The organism is Roseateles aquae (assembly GCF_032337115.1).
Taxonomy (GTDB): domain Bacteria; phylum Pseudomonadota; class Gammaproteobacteria; order Burkholderiales; family Burkholderiaceae_C; genus Roseateles_C; species Roseateles_C aquae.
The window spans coordinates 436033-448693 of the sequence record NZ_JAVXZY010000001.1 but is presented as its reverse complement, the minus strand read 5'-3'; the positions used below and the strand labels follow the sequence as shown (position 1 = coordinate 448693).

At 66.5% G+C, this 12661-nt stretch carries 12 protein-coding genes; 7 read left to right on the top strand and 5 right to left on the bottom strand.

What is annotated here, in order from left to right; translation table 11 throughout:
* Positions 1-1115 precede the first annotated feature (1115 nt).
* A complete protein-coding gene (locus RQP53_RS01975) occupies positions 1116-1430 on the bottom strand; it encodes a c-type cytochrome (protein ID WP_315648315.1) in 315 nt (104 codons plus the stop codon).
* A 131-nt stretch (positions 1431-1561) separates the two neighbouring features.
* Positions 1562-3286 (bottom strand): cytochrome D1 domain-containing protein, encoded by a 1725-nt coding sequence (locus tag RQP53_RS01970; RefSeq protein WP_491572047.1) that lies wholly within the window; start codon positions 3284-3286, stop codon positions 1562-1564.
* A gap of 133 nt (positions 3287-3419) precedes the next feature.
* Here RQP53_RS01970 and RQP53_RS01965 point away from each other — a divergent pair, with 133 nt between their 5' ends.
* Entirely contained in the window at positions 3420-3833 is a 414-nt protein-coding gene (locus tag RQP53_RS01965; protein ID WP_315648312.1) for a SirB2 family protein, read from the top strand.
* Positions 3834-3929: 96 nt separating this feature from the next.
* Here the strand turns inward: RQP53_RS01965 and RQP53_RS01960 are convergent, their stop codons facing one another.
* Positions 3930-4355 carry a putative zinc-binding protein gene (locus RQP53_RS01960; RefSeq protein ID WP_315648311.1) on the bottom strand — a complete coding sequence of 142 codons (426 nt, stop codon included), beginning with the start codon at positions 4353-4355 and terminating at the stop codon, positions 3930-3932.
* 156 nt (positions 4356-4511) lie between these two features.
* On the opposite strand from RQP53_RS01960, the gene RQP53_RS01955 reads away from it, so the two are divergent.
* The 5 genes from RQP53_RS01955 to RQP53_RS01935 are packed head-to-tail and all read left to right on the top strand — an operon-like array spanning position 4512 to position 9002.
* Positions 4512-4793, top strand: a complete 282-nt coding sequence (locus RQP53_RS01955; protein ID WP_315648309.1) for a DUF2249 domain-containing protein — start codon at positions 4512-4514, stop codon at positions 4791-4793.
* A 57-nt stretch (positions 4794-4850) separates the two neighbouring features.
* On the top strand, positions 4851-6038 hold the full coding sequence (locus RQP53_RS01950; RefSeq protein WP_315648308.1) for an NnrS family protein: 1188 nt from the start codon (positions 4851-4853) through the stop codon (positions 6036-6038).
* Between the two features lie 10 nt (positions 6039-6048).
* On the top strand, positions 6049-6504 hold the full coding sequence (locus RQP53_RS01945) for an RrF2 family transcriptional regulator (protein ID WP_315648306.1): 456 nt from the start codon (positions 6049-6051) through the stop codon (positions 6502-6504).
* 5 nt (positions 6505-6509) lie between these two features.
* On the top strand, positions 6510-7937 hold the full coding sequence (gene ccoG / locus RQP53_RS01940; RefSeq protein WP_315648305.1) for a cytochrome c oxidase accessory protein CcoG: 1428 nt from the start codon (positions 6510-6512) through the stop codon (positions 7935-7937).
* A gap of 9 nt (positions 7938-7946) precedes the next feature.
* Positions 7947-9002, top strand: coding sequence for an NnrS family protein (locus RQP53_RS01935; protein WP_315648304.1), 1056 nt, complete (start codon positions 7947-7949; stop codon positions 9000-9002).
* Here RQP53_RS01935 and RQP53_RS01930 read toward each other — a convergent pair.
* Together RQP53_RS01930 and RQP53_RS01925 are read right to left on the bottom strand one after the other, a co-directional pair.
* Positions 8969-10030, bottom strand: a complete 1062-nt coding sequence (locus tag RQP53_RS01930; protein ID WP_315648303.1) for an FAD:protein FMN transferase — start codon at positions 10028-10030, stop codon at positions 8969-8971. The genes RQP53_RS01935 and RQP53_RS01930 overlap by 34 nt on opposite strands.
* An 8-nt stretch (positions 10031-10038) precedes the next feature.
* Positions 10039-10452 carry a c-type cytochrome gene (locus RQP53_RS01925; protein ID WP_315648302.1) on the bottom strand — a complete coding sequence of 138 codons (414 nt, stop codon included), beginning with the start codon at positions 10450-10452 and terminating at the stop codon, positions 10039-10041.
* A 260-nt stretch (positions 10453-10712) separates the two neighbouring features.
* Between RQP53_RS01925 and nosZ the strand changes: the two genes are divergently transcribed.
* Positions 10713-12638, top strand: a complete 1926-nt coding sequence (gene nosZ, locus RQP53_RS01920) for a TAT-dependent nitrous-oxide reductase (protein ID WP_315648301.1) — start codon at positions 10713-10715, stop codon at positions 12636-12638.
* Positions 12639-12661: the final 23 nt, after the last annotated feature.

Here is a 12661-nt window from a genome sequence, read left to right as displayed (position 1 = left end):
CGCCTTCTCAAAGCGTCTTGCCAAGCGGTTTGCTGGGCTGCTTCTTTGCCTTTGGGGCCAGCCTGCCATTGATCGATGATCAAATATGTCATAAATATATTGTGATAAACATAGTACAAACCAGCGGCCGACGTGTTCGGCTGTGCGATCGATACGGCGGTAGCGACGGCCCGGCGTGCCGGGCCTGCATCACCTCTGCTTGTGTAGGCAAGGCGGCCGGGCAGTGCCAGCGCACTGGGGCGCCACGTGCCAGGGGCTGCCGTGCAGCCAAACTGCGGCAGCGAGCAATGGTGGAGGCCACCTGACGGGCGGGGGCGCGTCGACCTGGGCGGGGCTTGCTGACGAGGCCGCCTGATGGCGCCGAGCCAGGCGCTGGCGCCGCACCTCACACCGCCGGCCATCGGGCTCAAGTGCAGTCAGCTTGCGCGGCAACAGGGCCCGCGGCGAGAAGTTCGGAGTCAGGGGCAGAGAGAACGGGCAGCGAGAAGGAGTAGGGGCAGAGACGAGGGCAGAGACGAGGGCAAAGGCCGACATCCGGGCGCCGAACCAGCCTGCCCGGCGTGCGCAGCGGTCACCGGCGCGGGATGGTTGTCGGGGGCAGGCGAGCGAACGCCGTGCAGCTGCCGCGCCAACCAGCCAGCACAGCCGCCGATGCGCTCAGCACCGGCATGGCCGAAGTCCTGGCCACGCGAAGTGCAAGCGCAAGCAAAAGGCCTGGCTGTGCTAGTGCGAGGGAGGCAGGAAAGCGCGTCACAGCGGTACAGCGGCCGCAGCGGGGTGACGCCATTTCTTCAGGCCGCTGAGGCACTGTGCTTGCACGTGCGTTGTGGTCTGGCGAGCAGCAGCGAACGCGAAACGAGCAAGAAGATCGCAAAAGTGAAGGCTCTTTTGGCGCTAGTCGTGGAGGCTCTCGAAACAGGCAAAGGCAACCACAGAGGCACTGAGTCACGGAGAAAGACTCATCGAACTCTGGACTTCGCTGTGAGTTCCTCTGTGTCTCCGTGCCTCTGTGGTTGCGTTTCGAGCGCCAGTGGCCGAGCACCAACAAGCGCGCATAGAACCAAAAAGACAGGCGCCATGGGCGCCTTTGTGCTGGTAAAGCGGCAAGGTCGCGATCAGCCGCCCTGCTTGAGAATCCAGGCCATACCGCTGTTCAATTCCGCGTCGCTGATCTTTTCCGGGCCATTGGCTGGCATTGGAATCGGACCATAGACACCCTTGCCACCGGCGCGCACCTTGGCCGCCAGCGCGGCCGTGACGTCCTGCCCCTTGTACTTGTTGGCCACGTCCTTGAACGAGGGCCCAACCAGCTTCTTGTCCTTGGCATGGCAGGCCATGCAGCCCGCCTTGCTGAGCGCGGCTTCGTCGGCCTGTGCGGCCGTGCCCAGCATCAAGCCGAGCCCCGTAATGAGAGTCAGTGCAATACGCATGGTTCCAATCTCCTTTTGTATTCATGGGCCGAGGGCGCAGCCCAGGCCCCTCCATCGAGGCCCGAGGATCCGGCTCTGCCGGTCCTGCGGGCCTGCCCCCTTGAGGGGGCGCGCGAAGCGCGTAGGGGGGATCAATAAATGTCGTGCTGGGTGTTGTAGACGTTGAACTTGCCGGTGGGCGTGATCAGGCGCGGGTCCTTGATCACCGTCTTCAGCTTCAGCGTCTTGTCGTCGACGACAACGATGGCGCTCTCCTTGTTCTTGGCCGACCAGACCGAGAACCAGACCTCGTCGCCGGCCTTGTTGTACTCGGGCTGCACCACGCGCTTGGCGCCGTCGTCCTTCAGGCCGGCCCATTCGGCGATCGGCAGCACCTTGTAGCCCTTGTCCAGCGCCTTGATGTCGAACACCGCCACCGACTGCGCAATTGCCGCATCCGGGTTCAGCGGCGTGTCCGAGTACAGGTGGGTGGACTTCGGGTGGGTCTTGATGAACAGCGCGCCGCCGCCCTGGCCCTTGATCTGCGCCACTTCCTTGAAGGCGTACTGCTTGTGCTTGACCGGGTCGGTGGCCACCAGCGAGATTGCTTCGTCGCCAAGGTGGCCGGTACTCCAGACCGGGCCGAACTTCGGGTGGATGAAGTTGGCGCCGCGTCCCGGGTGGGGGATCTTGCTGACCTCAACCAGCTGCACCAGCTTGTCTTCCTTGGCGTCAACCACGGCGATCTTGTTGCTCTGATTGGCGGCGACCATAAAGTAGCGCTTGGAGCTGTCCCAGCCGCCGTCATGCAGGAAGCGGGCGGTGCCGATCTCGGTCGTCTTCAGCGCGTTCAGGTCGGTGTAGTCGACCATCAGCGTCTTGCCGGTCTCCTTCACGTTGACGATGAACTCGGGCCGGAAGTGGCTGGCGACGATGGAGGCCACGCGCGGCTCGGGGTGGTATTCCTGCTTGTCGACGGTGTTGCCGCGGGTCGAGACGATCTTCAGCGGCTCCAGCGTGTCGCCCTTCATGATCACGTACTGCGGTGGCCAGTAGGAGCCGGCAATCACCAGCTTGTCCTCATAACCCTTGTACTTGCTGGCCTCGACCGACCGGGCCTCCAGGCCAACGCGGATCTCGGCCACGTTGTCGGGCTTTTCCATCCACAGATCGATCATATTGATCTTGGCATCGCGGCCGATCACGAACAGATAGCGACCCGAAGCCGAGGTGCGCGAAATGTGCACCGCATAGCCGGTCTTGACGATGTTGATGATCTGCTTGGTGTCGCCGTCGATCAGGGCCACCTCGCCGGTGTCGCGCAGCGTCGTCGAGAAGATGTTCTCGATGTTGTAGCTGTTCATCTTCTTGCTCGGGCGCTGCTCGGGCGGAATGATGACCTTCCAGGTGCCCTTCATATCGGCCATGCCGAACTCCGGCGGGGTGGGCGCCTCATGCTGGATGTAGCGCGCCATCAGGTCGACCTGCTGCTCGGTCATCTCGCCCGAGGTCTGCCAGTTGGGCATGCCGGCCGGCGAGCCGTAGGCGATGAAGACCTTCAGATAGTCGGTACCCTTGCCCAGCGTGATGTCGGGCGTCAGCGGCTTGCCGGTGGCGCCCTTGCGCAGCACCCCATGGCAGCCGGCGCAGCGCTCGAAATAGATCTTGCGTGCCACGTCGAACTCGGCCTGCGTCATCGGCGGGGCCTTGGGGTTGGTGCTTTGCACCATCGGTACATCGGCCAGCGGCGAGGGCGCGGCGTGGTACTTCACATCGCTGGGATCGGGATCCTTCTTGCTCTGGGCCTGGGCCGGCGCCAGGGCCAGTGCGGCAAGCGTCGCTGCAAGCATCAGCAGCGGGGTCGTGGGCAGCTTCATCATCAGGAACTCCTCTACGGTTGGATCAGGGGATGGCTGGCATCCTCGTCCTCGTCGCAGGCAAAGTCCTTGAACTGGTTTAAGTCTTGACGCCGCGCCGGTGTTGCGCGCAATTCAGCGATGATGCGCGGCCATGAGCATCCTGATCGAATCGCTGCAAGCCCACTATCCGCTGATCAAGAACGTGCACATCGGTCTGGTCAGTGCCAGCGGCGCGCTGTTTGCGCTGCGGGCGCTGGCGGTCCAGACTGGCGCCGCCTGGCCAATGCAGGCCTGGGCACGGCGGCTGAGCGTGGTGATAGACGTCGGCCTGCTGACCGCCGGTGCCAGCCTGTGGACGCTGCTGGGCTTGAACCCGCTGCGCGATGTGTGGCTGGGCACCAAGCTGGCCTTGCTGCTGCTCTATATCGTGCTGGGCTCAATCGCGATGAAGCGCGGGCGGACGCGGCCACAGCGTCTGCTCGGCCTGCTGGGCGCGCTGGCCGTGTTCGGCTTCATGGTGACGGTGGCGCGTGCCCACCACCCACTTGGGCTGCTGGCCGGCTGAGTGCGGCCCACAGCCCGTCGACGTTGAGCACCACGAGCTCGTGCTTGGCGATGGGCTACGGTGCAGCGCTCGCCGCTGGCGATGATCGGCGCGGCGTCAAGCGCCGTCGCCATTTGCTGGTCTGGCGGCCGCCATCTCGCCCTGCGCTCGCGCCAGCGCGGCCAGTGTGGTGAACAGCTTGTCGGCCTGCTCGACATCGAAGTCGGCGTGATAGTGCTTGCGAACACCCATCTCGTGCAGCCGGATATGGTGCGTCGGTCTCAGCCCTTGGCCGGCCAGGCAGGCCTTGCTGCAGGCCAGCGCACAGCCATCAAGGGCCAGCAGCGGCCGTCCTTGCGCCGCCGCCTCCCGCGCCTTGCGCACCAGGCTGGGCACACCACCGCCGACGCCGGCGATGCAGGACATCTCAGCCAGCCCGGCGCGATCCAGCCGCACGGCCAGGTGGTTGGCCAGCTGGGCTGCATCGGAGCAGCCCGAGCAGCTGTAGACCAAGGGGAGGGGGGCTTGGGCTGATTCACTCATGGAGCGCCATGCTGCGGTCTCAGGGCCTGGCTGGCTTTGAGCCTCGTCAATGTATGACGCTTAAAGCTGCATATTGGATATTGCTTTAAGGCGGGCATCGCTTCACAATAGCTGCATTCAATATGCAACTTTATAAACCAGCCCGCTGGAACGTTTATGCACACCGACGCCCCGACCCTTGCTGAAGTGATCGACCTGCGCCAGTTCGCACCCGAGCACATGCTGGCGCGCATCGCCAGCAGCTTCCAAAGCCTGCCCGTCGGCGGCTTTATCGACTTGCAGGGCGAAGCTGAACCGGCGACGCTGCGCGAGCAACTGGGCCAGCAGTGGCCCAAGCAGTTCGACTGGGAGAGCCTGCCGCCCGGCGCGGCGCCGTGGCGCGTGCGGCTGGCCCGCCGGCCGGCGGGCAAGAGCTGCTGCGGCTGCTGTGGCGGCTGATTGGGGCTGCTCGCCTGATGGCGAGCATCGTCTTCACTCAGATCTGAAAGGCCTGCCATGAGCAGTACCGTTTTCATGCGCATCGAGGAGCCGCGCGGCCGCGCGCCACGCCGGCTGGCTTTGTGGGACCTCGGATTTCGCCCCTTCTACCTGCTGGCGGCCTGGCTGGCCCTGTTGTCGGTGCCGCTGTGGGTGCTGCAGTTCAGCGGGCTGATCCGCACGGCCTGGCTGCCGAGCTCGATGTGGCATGCCCATGAGATGGTGTTCGGCTATACGCTGGCCGTGGTCATCGGCTTTCTGTTCACGGCCGGTCGCAACTGGTCAGGCCAGCCGACGCCGACCGGACGTCCGCTGATGGCGCTGGCGCTGCTCTGGGTGGCGGCGCGGCTGCTGGTGCTGAGCCCCTGGCTCTGGGCCTCGCTGCTGCTCAATCTGGCCGTACCCTGGCTGGCGGCTTGGGGCCTGTGGCGGGCGCTGCATGCGGCAGGCAACCGGCGCAACTATTTCTTCGTGGCCCTGCTGCTGATGATGGGCCTGGCCAGTGCCGCGGTCCATCTGCAACAGGCGGGTTGGCTGGAACTGCCCGGCCTGCGCGTGGGGCTGGATCTGCTGGTGTTCATGATTGCCGTGATGGCCGGCCGCGTCGTGCCGATGTTCTCCAACAACGGCGTGCCAGGCATGCAAGCCACGCGGCTACCATGGCTGGAGCGGGCCGCGCTGGGCACGGTGCTGCTCTTGCTGGCGCTTGATCTGTTTGCTGTGGAGGGCGCCGTGCTGGCCGCCGGTTTGCTGGTCACGGCGATCGCGCACGGCCTGCGCCTGGCGCTGTGGCAGCCGTGGAAGAGTCTGCCCAATCCGCTGGTCTGGGTGCTGCACCTGGCCTATGCCTGGCTGCCGGTGCATCTGCTGCTGCGCGCCGCGGCGGCGCTGGGCTGGATGGCACCGGGCCCCGCCGTGCATGCACTGACGCTGGGCGTGATCGGTCTGGTCACGCTGGGCATGATCACCCGCACCGCGCTTGGGCACACCGGTCGACCGCTGCGCGCCGGGCCTGTCGAGACGGCAGCCTATCTGTTCATGGCGCTGGCCGCCCTGCTGCGCGTGTTGCTGCCGCTGCTGCTGCCGGCCAGCCTGATGCTGGCGGTGCAGGCCTCGGCGCTGCTGTGGTCAGCGAGTTTTGCGCTCTACCTGTGGCGCTACACGCCGCTGCTGCTGCGGCCACGTGCCGATGGCCAGCCCGGGTGAGAATCAAGCCATGCGACTGACCACGATGACCGATTACGCGCTGCGCCTGCTGCTGTACCTGGGCCAGCATCAGGACCGGCTGTGCACCACGGCCGAGATCGCGCAGGCCTACCAGATCTCCGAGGCGCATCTGACCAAGATCACGCATCAGCTGGGGCAGCAGGGCTTCATCACCACGGTGCGCGGCAAGGGCGGCGGCATGCGCCTGGCCCGCGAGCCCGGCGCGCTCGGCCTGGGCGAGTTGGTGCGCGCCGTCGAACCGGACTTCCAACTGGTCGAGTGTCTGGGCGATGGCAATGCCTGCGCGCTGACCGGCGCCTGCCGCCTGACCGGCATCTTCAAGGCTGCGCGCGACGCCTTTCTCGCCGAACTCGATGGCCATACCCTGGCAGACCTCCTGAAACCCGCCACGGCCAAGCGCCTGGCCAGCATCAGCTTGCCCGGGCACGCCCCGGCGCGGCACTGAATCCCTTGTCCTCTGCGCACAAAGTCATCGCTATCGAGCCCGTCAAGACCTCGCTCTACGTCGCCGAGGCCAAGGTCTACCCACGCGCCGTCAGCGGCCGCTTCGCACGCTGGCGCTGGATCATGGTGGCGCTCACCCAGGCCTTCTTCTACGGCATGCCCTGGCTGCAGTGGCAGGGCCGCCAGGCGCTGCTGTTCGACATCGATGCCGGGCGCTTCTATGTGCTGGGCCTGGTGCTCTATCCGCAGGACTTCATCTACCTCGCCGCGCTGCTGGTGATCAGCGCGCTGGCGCTGTTCTTCTTCACCGCGCTGGCCGGCAGGCTGTGGTGCGGCTATGCCTGCCCGCAGACGGTCTACACCGAGATGTTCATGTGGCTGGAGCGCCATACCGAGGGCGACCGCCAGGCGCGCATGAAGTTGGATCGCGCGCCCTGGAGCGCCGAGAAGCTGCTGCGCAAGAGTGCCAAACATGGCAGCTGGGTCGCGCTGGCCCTGCTCACCGGCTTCAGCTTTGTCGGCTATTTCACGCCGATCCGCCAGCTCGCCGCTAGCCTGGCCATGCTGTCGCTGACGGGCTGGGAGAGCTTCTGGGTGTTGTTCTACGCCGGTGCCACCTATGGCAACGCCGGCTGGCTGCGCGAGCAGATGTGCAAGTACATCTGCCCCTATGCCCGCTTTCAGAGCGCGCTGATCGATGCCGACTCGCTGATCATCAGCTACGACCAGCAGCGCGGCGAACCGCGCGGCTCACGCGCCCGCCAGGCCGAGTTCGCCGCACAGGGCCAACCACCCGGCGACTGTGTCGACTGCACGCTGTGCGTGCAGGTCTGTCCGACCGGCATCGACATTCGCAAAGGCCTGCAAAACGAATGCATAGGCTGCGCGGCGTGCATCGATGTCTGCGATCAGGTGATGGACAAGATCGGTGCGCCGCGCGGGCTGATCCGCTACGCGACCGAGAACGGCATCAAGCAGCACTGGAGCGCGCGGCAGATGCTGGCCCGGGCGCTGCGGCCTCGCGTGCTGATCTACGGCACGGTGCTGCTGGCGCTGTGTATCGGCTTCGCCACCAGCCTGTGGCAGCGCAGCGAGGTGCAGTTTGATGTGCTCAAGGACCGCAACACCCTGGCCCGGCTGGTTGAGGGGGGCGAGGTCGAGAACGTCTACCGGCTGCAGCTGATGAACCGCAGCGAGCGACGGCTACAGCTTCAGATCGAGGTCGACGGCCTGGAAGGGCTGCATCGCGCCACCAGTACCGAGCTGCGCCTCGAGCCCGCGGCGATTCAGGCCCAGGTCATCCAGCTCCGGCTCGACGCCGCCGCGGCGACCCAGCTGACTCCGGGGGCGCACCCGATCCGCTTCCTCGTCCGCGAGGCCGGCAGCAGCACATTGCTGGCCGAGAGCCGGGCCAGCTTCTACCTGCCACGCTGAGCGGCTGCGATGGCCGGCGCAACGAGCTTGCTGGCGCCGCATCGGCCCTTCTTCCTGAGCGCCGCGTTCAGCTGGACGCTGCTGGGCGGTCTGTGGGCCTGGCGCCTGTTGCAGGGCCAGCCCTGGCCCGCTCATGGTCTGTGCTTCACGCTTGGCTTCATGCCGCTCTTCATTGCCGGCTTCGCGCTGGCCGCGCTGCCGCGCTGGCTGGCGCGCCCGCCACTGCGGCCGCGCGACTACCTGGTGCCCTGGGGCTTGCTGACCCTGGCGCTCGCGCTGATGCTGCTGGACAGCGGCGCCGGGCTGATTGCCATGCTGCTGGGCTGGAGCTGGCTCTGGCTGCGTCTGGCCGCCTGTCTGACCGGCAGTGAGCGGGCTCAGCGCCGCCATGCCCTGGGCGTGCTGGCCGGCATGGCGCTGCTCGGCGCCGCCATGGCGCTGGCGCTGGCGGGTGAGCCCACGCTGGCCACCCGGCTTGCGCTCTGGGGTGGGCTGGGGACTGTCTTCGCCTGTGCGCTGCAAAGGCTGACACCGTTTCTGCATGTCGGCGGGCGGCGCGATGCGCTCTGGCTGGGCGCGCTGCTGCTGGCCCTGCTGCTGCGGGCTGCGGCGCTGCAGGGGCCGGCTGTGGTGCTGGTCGAGCTGCTGGTGGCCGCCATGCTGCTGCGCAGTGCATTTGACCCGGCTGGCCGCGCGGCTCGACGAACCCCCTTCGTCGCCCAGCTGCTGCATGGTCTGCTTTGGCTGATCGCCAGCCTGCTGCTGGCCGCAGCCGGCTGGGAGCTGGCGGCGCTGCACGCCTACAGCCTCGGCTTTCTGTGCAGCACCGTGCTGTCCATGGTCAGCCGGGTCGCGGCGGTGCACGCGGGGCGGACGGTGGTGGTCGACCCGGCGCTGCGCGCCATGCATTGGCTGCTGCAGCTGGTCTGCCTTGTGCGCGTGCTCAGCGCCTGCTGGCCGGCAGCGCCTGCTGCGTGGCTGCCACTGGCCGCCTGCGGCTTTGCCGCGCTGGGCTTGGGTTGGCTGCTGCGCTATGGATCGATGATGTTGGGCCCTAGCCGCTGACGCAGCCCGCTTGAGAGCCAGACCTGCTCCTTGTCGGCCAGCATCGCCTCGACACCGGGCAGGGCGGCCGCCCACTGTCTGGCCAGCTGCGGGCCGGCCACCATCATGGCCGCGCCCCAGCCGTTGACGGCGGTGACATCGTCGGCGACCAGGGCCAGGCCGTGCAGGCCCTGGCTCGGCTGGCCGCGGCGCGGATCAAGGATGTGGTGGTAGCGGCGCCCCCGCAGATCGAAGCCGCGCTCGTAGTCGCCTGATGCCGCGACAACACCGCCGCGCAGCGGCAGCACGCCCAGCAGGCGCTGCGGTGCGCGCGGGTCGCGCAGGCCGATGCGCCAGGGTTGGCCGAGCAGGGTGCCGCTGCACAGCACGTCGCCGCCCCCGTTGATCAGGGCATTGGCGATGCCGTGAGCCTGCAGCTGGCGCAGGCCGGCTTCAAGAATCGGCAGCTTGGCGATGCCGCCCAGATCCAGCTTCATGCCGGCGCGTGCCAGCCTGGCGGTGCCGTGTGCGGCATCAAGTTCGATCTGGCTGGCATCGACCAGGCCACGCTGGCGCCGCAGTGTCGCGGCGTCGGGCAGGCTGGGCCGATGGCCGGCCTCGAAATGCCAGTCGCTGTAGGCGCCGACGCTGATGTCGAAGCGGCCTTCGCTCAGCCGGTGCAGCCGCGCGGCCTGCTGCAGCATCTGCATCAGCTCCGGTGCCACCGGCAGCGCTGCCGCGCCGGCGGCCTGCGCCAGCAGGCTGATCTGGCTGGCGCTGCGGTAGCGGCTCATCATTTCGCTGAGCCGCAGCATTTCGTCCCAGGCCGCGGTCAGTGCGCTTTCACGCTGGGCGGGATCGGCGTGTACCGCGATGATGTCTACCCGCGTGCCCATCAGCAGCGCGCTGTCGCGCTGTACCGCTGTGCTGTCTGCGCCTGGCGAGCTGGGGCTGCTCCTGGCCTGCACCCAGGCGGGCAGCAGCAGCAATAGCGAGCTCATGCCCAGCTGGCGGCGCGTCAGCGCCGGCTTTCCTTGCTGCATCTGCATCATCAGGCTCAGCGTGACTGCGCAACCATATAGTCGACCGCCGCGCGCACCTCGTCGTCGCTGAGTGAGGCGCCGCCGCCACGCGCCGGCATCATGCCCTTGGCACCGTTGAAACCTTCCAGCGCGTGCTTGTACAGCGTGTCATTGCCCTGAGCGATACGCGGGCCCCAGTCGGCCTTGTCGCCGGGTTTGGGCGCGCCGGCCACGCCAGCGGCATGGCACATCGCGCAGACCTTGCCGAACACCGATTTGCCCAAGGCGTTGTCGGCGCTGGCGGCGGCTGGCGCGGCGCTGCTGGCCGCTGTTGCGGTCGTCGCTGTCGGTGCGGGCGCCGTGGCGTCCTCAGTCTTGCTGCATGCCGCAAGGGCGATCAGCGCACTCAGGGCCAGCAGTGCCACGCCGCGGGTCTTGCCTGTCTTCATCGTCATCATCCTTCAGGGAAATATGCGCGCATTCTGAGCGCCAGTTGGCCGGCGCGCCAACCTATTGTTCTATTTTCAATACATCTTTTGGCAGAACTTGTTTTTCTTGAACTGCTTCAAGGTCGGCAGCTGTGCTCCTGACGACGATGCCGGCAGTTTCCCCGCCAGGCCCCACCCAGGGGCAGTCCGGGAGCGCTGCGGGTTGCTGGCCCGAAGCGCCCAAGTTTTCGTTTCCTTTGATCCACCGACGAGGTATGAGCATGAATGAAGACAAGAAGAACAGCGCCGAAGCCCCGGGTCTGGCACGACGCCGCTTCATCAATACCGCCGCATTGACCGGGTTGACGCTCGGCGTGGCGGCCTGTTCCGACAAGAAGTCCGGCGACGGCGCGGCGCCCGCGGCTGGGGCCTCGGCGGCCGCTGCCCAGCACAGTGCTGCGGCCAATCCCTCGCATCTGAAGCCGGGCGAGCTGGACAGCTACTACGGCCTGTGGAGCGGCGGCCATACCGGTGACGTGCGCGTGCTGGGTCTGCCCTCGGGCCGCGAGATCCTGCGCATTCCCTGCTTCAACCCGGACGCGCTGGTCGGCTGGGGCATCACCAATGAGTCCAAAAAGGTGATGGGCACCAAGGCCGACGGCAGCCTGCGCTATACGGTGGCCGACACCCACCATGTCCACGCCTCCTACAAGGACGGCAACTACGACGGCCGCTATGCCTGGGTGAACGACAAGATCAACAGCCGCATTGCGCGCATCCGGCTCGACTACTTCATCTGCGACAAGATCACCGAGTTGCCCAATGTGCAGGGCTTCCACGGCATCTTCCCGGACAAGGCCGATCCGGTCGATCCGAAGATCAACTACACGACGCGCGTCTTCTGCGGCGGCGAATTCGCGATTCCGCTGCCCAACACCGGCACCGAGGACGGCAGCAAGTACCGCTCGCTGTTCAGCTGCGTTGACGCCGAGACCATGGACGTGCGCTGGCAGGTGCTGATCGACGGCAACTGCGATCTGGTCGCCACCAGCTACGACGGCAAGCTGGCCGCGACCAACCAGTACAACACCGAGATGGGCGCGAAGTACGAGGACATGATGTCCGCCGAGCGCGACGCCTGCCTGTTCTTCAACGTGGCGCGCATCGAGGCGGCCGTCAAAGCCGGCAAGTTCAAGACCTATGGCGACTCCAAGGTGCCGGTGGTCGATGGCACCCGCGACGCCAACAAGGACCCGAAGACCGCGCTGACCGCCTATGTCAGCGTCCCCAAGAATCCGCACGGCGTGAACGCCAGTCCGGACGCCAAGTACTTCATCTGTGCCGGCAAGCTCTCGCCCACCGCCACGGTGATCGAGCTGGCCAAGGTGCTGGACTACTTCGAAGGCAAGCTGGAAGCGCCGGACAAGGCCATCGTCGCCGAGGTCGAGCTGGGCCTGGGCCCCTTGCACACCGCCTTTGACGGCCGCGGCAATGCCTACACGACGCTGTTCCTGGACAGCCAGGTCGTGAAGTGGAATGTCGATGCCGCGATCAAGTTCCATGGTGGCGACAAGAGCGCCAAGTACGTGGTCGACCGCATCGATGTGCAGTACCAGCCGGGCCACCTGAACGCCAGCCAGTCGGAGACGCGCGCGGCCGATGGCAAGTACCTGGCGGTCGGTTGCAAGTTCTCCAAGGACCGCTTCCTGCCGGTGGGCCCGCTGCACCCCGAGAACGAGCAGATGATCGACATCTCGGGCGACAAGATGGTGCTGATGGCCGACCACCCGGTGCGTGGCGAGCCGCATGACTTCATCATCTTCAAGCGCGATCTGCTCAAGCCCAAGCAGGTCTACACCCTGGATGAGTTCCCGCTGGCGGTGAAGGATCCGAAGGACTCCGGTGTCGAGCGCAATGGCAAGAAGGTCACCGTGCGCCTGACTTCGCTGGCGCCGGCCTTCAGCATGCGCGAGTTCAAGCTCAAGCGCGGCGACGAGGTGACGCTGATCCTGACGAACCTGGACAAGGTCGAGGATCTGACGCACGGCTTCGCCATCCCCAAATACAACGTCAACTTCATCGTCAACCCGCAGGAGACGGCCTCGGTCAGCTTCGTGGCCGACAAGCCGGGCGTGTTCTGGTGCTACTGCACGCACTTCTGCCATGCGCTGCACCTGGAGATGCGCACCCGCATGATCGTCGAGTAAAGGACCACCCCCTACGCGCTTCG

What these genes read in the sequence shown, in the direction of transcription:
- RQP53_RS01975 (WP_315648315.1), bottom strand. Translation starts at nt 1,430, where the DNA reads ATGCGTATTGCACTGACTCTCATTACGGGGCTCGGCTTGATGCTGGGC.
- RQP53_RS01970 (WP_491572047.1), bottom strand. Translation starts at nt 3,286, where the DNA reads ATGAAGCTGCCCACGACCCCGCTGCTGATGCTTGCAGCGACGCTTGCC.
- RQP53_RS01965 (WP_315648312.1), top strand. Translation starts at nt 3,420, where the DNA reads ATGAGCATCCTGATCGAATCGCTGCAAGCCCACTATCCGCTGATCAAG.
- RQP53_RS01960 (WP_315648311.1), bottom strand. Translation starts at nt 4,355, where the DNA reads ATGAGTGAATCAGCCCAAGCCCCCCTCCCCTTGGTCTACAGCTGCTCG.
- RQP53_RS01955 (WP_315648309.1), top strand. Translation starts at nt 4,512, where the DNA reads ATGCACACCGACGCCCCGACCCTTGCTGAAGTGATCGACCTGCGCCAG.
- RQP53_RS01950 (WP_315648308.1), top strand. Translation starts at nt 4,851, where the DNA reads ATGAGCAGTACCGTTTTCATGCGCATCGAGGAGCCGCGCGGCCGCGCG.
- RQP53_RS01945 (WP_315648306.1), top strand. Translation starts at nt 6,049, where the DNA reads ATGCGACTGACCACGATGACCGATTACGCGCTGCGCCTGCTGCTGTAC.
- RQP53_RS01935 (WP_315648304.1), top strand. Translation starts at nt 7,947, where the DNA reads ATGGCCGGCGCAACGAGCTTGCTGGCGCCGCATCGGCCCTTCTTCCTG.
- RQP53_RS01930 (WP_315648303.1), bottom strand. Translation starts at nt 10,030, where the DNA reads ATGCAGATGCAGCAAGGAAAGCCGGCGCTGACGCGCCGCCAGCTGGGC.
- RQP53_RS01925 (WP_315648302.1), bottom strand. Translation starts at nt 10,452, where the DNA reads ATGAAGACAGGCAAGACCCGCGGCGTGGCACTGCTGGCCCTGAGTGCG.
- nosZ (WP_315648301.1), top strand. Translation starts at nt 10,713, where the DNA reads ATGAATGAAGACAAGAAGAACAGCGCCGAAGCCCCGGGTCTGGCACGA.